Origin of the sequence: Bradyrhizobium sp. STM 3809, assembly GCF_000239795.1 — a bacterium.
Taxonomy (GTDB): domain Bacteria; phylum Pseudomonadota; class Alphaproteobacteria; order Rhizobiales; family Xanthobacteraceae; genus Bradyrhizobium.
This window is the reverse complement of sequence record NZ_CAFJ01000409.1, coordinates 1-3860: the sequence shown is the minus strand read 5'-3', so window position 1 is coordinate 3860 and position 3860 is coordinate 1. Positions and strand designations below refer to the sequence as shown.

Annotated in this window: 4 protein-coding genes; all 4 read left to right on the top strand. The window is 66.6% G+C overall.

The annotated features are described in order from the left end of the window. The coding region (locus tag BRAS3809_RS20035; protein ID WP_035657099.1) for a crotonase/enoyl-CoA hydratase family protein at window positions 1–702 on the top strand (702 nt) is incomplete at its 5' end. 1 nt (window position 703) lies between these two features. Beyond that, window positions 704–2605, top strand: coding sequence for a feruloyl-CoA synthase (locus BRAS3809_RS20030; protein WP_035657098.1), 1902 nt, complete (start codon window positions 704–706; stop codon window positions 2603–2605). A 26-nt stretch (window positions 2606–2631) separates the two neighbouring features. Next, the gene (locus BRAS3809_RS20025; protein WP_008963875.1) at window positions 2632–3396 is read left to right on the top strand and encodes an SDR family NAD(P)-dependent oxidoreductase; all 765 of its coding nucleotides are present in this window, start codon (window positions 2632–2634) and stop codon (window positions 3394–3396) included. 256 nt (window positions 3397–3652) lie between these two features. Then, window positions 3653–3860 (top strand): acyl-CoA thioesterase (locus tag BRAS3809_RS20020; protein ID WP_035657097.1); only part of this gene is annotated, 208 nt, incomplete at its 3' end.

Sequence of the window (3860 nt, the reverse complement as noted above, 5' to 3'; positions counted from 1 at the left end):
CGCAACGCGCTGAATGACGGCATCATCCTCGCGATCGGCGAGTGCTTCACCAGCCTGCCCGACGATATCCGTTGCGTCGTGATCCACGGCCTCGGCGACAATTTCTCCTCCGGCCTCGATCTGTCGGAGTTGCGTGAGCGTGACGCCACCGAAGGCCTGGTGCATTCGCAGATGTGGCACCGCGTGTTCGACCGCATCCAATATTGCCGCGTGCCGGTCATCGCCGCGCTGAAGGGCGCGGTGATCGGCGGCGGCCTCGAGCTCGCCTGCGCGGCGCATATCCGCGTCGCCGAACCCTCAGCCTATTTCGCCCTGCCCGAGGGCCAGCGCGGCATCTTCGTCGGCGGCGGCGGCTCGGTCCGGCTACCGCGGCTGATCGGCGTCGCCCGCATGATGGACATGATGCTGACCGGCCGCGTCTACTCCGCCACCGAAGGCTCGTCCTATGGCTTTGCGCAATATCTGGTCGAGGCCGGCGCGGCGATGACCAAGGCGCTGGAGCTGGCGGCCAAGATCGCGAACAACGCGCCGCTGACCAACTTCGCGGTGCTGCAGGCGCTGCCGATGATCGCGGAAGCCAATCCGCAGACCGGCCTGCTGATGGAATCGCTCATGGCCACCGTCGCGCAGAGCGACAAGGAGGCCAAGGGCCGCATCCGCGCCTTCCTCGATCACAAGACAGCCAAAGTGAAGCCGACGTGACATGACCGCGCAAACAAGAACAAGCACACAGGGGGGAACGGACAGCACGGCGCGCAGCGCCAGTGTGCATCCGTTGCGCGCCATCTCGTTCAACGATCCCGTCGTCAACGTCGACCGCCGCGACGACGGCACCATCTATCTCCGGCCGACGCGCCCGCTCGGCGACTTCCCGCAGCGGATCACCGACCGGCTGCATCACTTCGCCAAGGAAACGCCGGAGCGCGTGTTCATGGCCGAGCGCGTCGGCCCCGAGGGCTGGCGCGAACTGAGCTACGGCACTCTGCTGGCGGCGAGCCGGCACATCGCCTCCGGCCTGCTGGCGCGCGGCCTGTCGCCGGATCGCCCGGTGATGATCCTGTCCGGCAATTCGATCGACCACGCGCTTGTCGCGTTCGGCTCGCTCTATGCCGGCGTGCCGTTCTGCCCGGTGTCGCCGGCCTATTCGCTGGTGTCGCGCGACTACGGCAAGCTCGCCTACTTGATGAAGCTGCTGACGCCCGGCCTCGTCTTCGTCGACGACGCCGACAAGTTCGCCGACGCGCTGATCGCCAACGTGCCGGAAGGCACCGAGATCGTCGCATCCTTCGGCGAAGTCCCTGGCCGCAAGATCACCCTGCTGTCGGAGCTGATCGCCTCGCCGCTGTTTGCCGGCCTCGATGCTATCAATGACAAGATCGGCCCGGACACGATCGCAAAGTTCCTGCTGACCTCGGGCTCGACCGGTAACCCCAAGGCCGTGATCAACACCCAGCGCATGATCTGCGCCAACCAGGTGATGATCCGCGAGACGCTGGCCTTCCTGAAGGACGAACCGCCCGTCATCATCGACTGGCTGCCGTGGAATCACACCTTCGGCGGCAACCACAACATCGGGCTGACGCTGTTCAACGGCGGATCGATGTATCTCGATGCGGGCAAGCCGGTGCCCGGCGGCATCGAGGAGACCGTGCGCAACCTGCGTGAGATCTCGCCGACGGTCTATTTCAACGTGCCCAAGGGCTACGAGTCGCTGCTGCCCTATTTCCGCGAGGACCCGGGCCTGCGCAAGACGTTCTTCAAGCGGCTGCACGCGATGTTCTTCTCGGGCGCCGCGCTGGCGCCGCACGTCTGGAACGAACTCGACGAACTCTCTGTGGCCGAAACCGGCTATCGCGTGCCGATGCTGACCGGCCTCGGCTCCACCGAAACCGCGCCGTTCTTCATGTCGGTCAATCCGCGCACCAGCCGCTCCGGCCATGTCGGCCTTCCCGTGCCGGGCAACGAGGCCAAGCTGGTGCCGAACAACGGCAAGATGGAGGTCCGCGCCAAGGGACCGAACGTCACGCCGGGCTACTGGCGCCTGCCTGACGTGTCGGCTGCAGCGTTCGACTCCGAGGGCTACTACCAGATGGGCGACGCGCTGAAGCCGGTCGATCCCAATGACTTCAACGCCGGCTTCGATTTCGACGGCCGCGTCGCCGAGGACTTCAAGCTGGCGTCCGGCACCTGGGTCTCGGTCGGACCCTTGCGGGCGCGCTTCGTCGCCGCCTGCGCACCGCTGGCGCGCGATGTCATCATCGCCGGCATCAACCGCGACGAGATCGCCGCCATCGTCGTGCTCGATCTCGACGGCTGCCGGCTGATCAACCCGACCCTGCCGATGGACGATCTCGCCGCCACCGCGGCGGATCCGCTGATCGTCGCGGCGTTCCGCGAGCGCTTCGCCAAATTCCAGAAGACCGCGACCGGGTCCTCGACGCGCATCGCGCGCGCCGTGCTGCTCGGCGTGCCCTTGTCGATCGACAAGGGCGAGGTCACCGACAAGGGCTCGATCAACCAGCGCGCCGTGCTGGAGAACCGCAAGGACCTGATCGAGCGCATCTACGCCGCGACGCCGGGCGACGACGTCATCCTCGCCCGCTGACAAAAGCATTCAAGGGAGAAACGACCATGTTGTTGAAGGATCAGGCCGCCATCGTCACCGGCGGCGCTTCGGGTCTCGGCGCCGCCACCGCGCGCAAGCTCGCGTCGCAGGGCGCCAAGGTCGCCGTGTTCGATCTCAACGCCAAGCTGGCGGAGGAGGTTGCGGCCGAGATCAAGGGCGTGGCGGTGGTCTGCGACGTCTCCGACGCCGCCGGCGCCGAAGCCGCCGTGGCCAAGGCGGTCGAGGCGCTCGGCCAGCAGCCGCGGGTGCTGGTGAACTGCGCCGGCATCGGCGTCGCCAAGCGCGTCGTCGGCCGCGACGGCCCGATGGCGCTGTCCGATTTCGAGAAGGTGATCAAGGTCAACCTGATCGGCTCGTTCAACATGCTGCGCCTGGTCACCAACGGCATGACCAAGCTGGAGCCGCAGGCGACCGGCGAGCGCGGCGTCGTCATCAACACCGCGTCCGTCGCGGCCTATGACGGGCAGATCGGGCAGTCGGCCTATTCGGCGTCGAAGGGCGGCATCGTCGGCATGACCCTGCCGATCGCCCGCGAGCTCGCGCAGTTCGGCATCCGCGTGCTGACCATCGCGCCGGGCCTGTTCCTGACCCCGCTGCTCGCCAATCTGCCGCAGGAAGCCCAGGACTCGCTCGCCGCCGCGATCCCGTTCCCCCGCCGCCTCGGCCAGGCCGACGAGTTCGCAGCACTTGCGCTGCACATGGTCGAGAACGCCTATCTCAACGGCGAAGTCGTCCGCCTCGACGGCTCGCTGCGCATGGCGCCGAAATAAGTGCGGCGCGCAGACGTCTTCGTGGTTGTCATTCCGGGACGACGCGTCAGCGTCGGGCCCGGAATCCATTTGGCGTCTGGTCCAATGGAGACATGGATTCCGGGCTCGCGCTTCGCGCGCCCCGGAATGACCGCGGAGAAATCCGTAGGGTGGGCAAAGCGAAGCGTGCCCACCGCCCAAGTGAATGGTGGGCACGGCGCCTTGCGCCTTTGCCCACCCTACAGACCGCTGTCGTCGTTGTAGCGAGGCTCAATAAATGTTCGTCAACCGCCGCGACGTGCAGATCCAGTGGGGCGACTGCGATCCCGCCAACATCGTCTACTATCCGCGCTATTTCGCGATGTTCGACGATGCAACCTCTGTCATGTTCGAGGCGGCCGGCTTCTCCAAGCAGGACATTGTCCGCCGCTACGGACTGGTCGGCATCCCCATGGTCGACACCCGGGCCAAGTTCTATATCCCCT

Excerpts from the sequence above, each read along its gene's own strand:
- BRAS3809_RS20030 (WP_035657098.1), top strand. The coding sequence starts at position 704 with ATGACCGCGCAAACAAGAACAAGCACACAGGGGGGAACGGACAGCACG.
- BRAS3809_RS20025 (WP_008963875.1), top strand. The coding sequence starts at position 2,632 with ATGTTGTTGAAGGATCAGGCCGCCATCGTCACCGGCGGCGCTTCGGGT.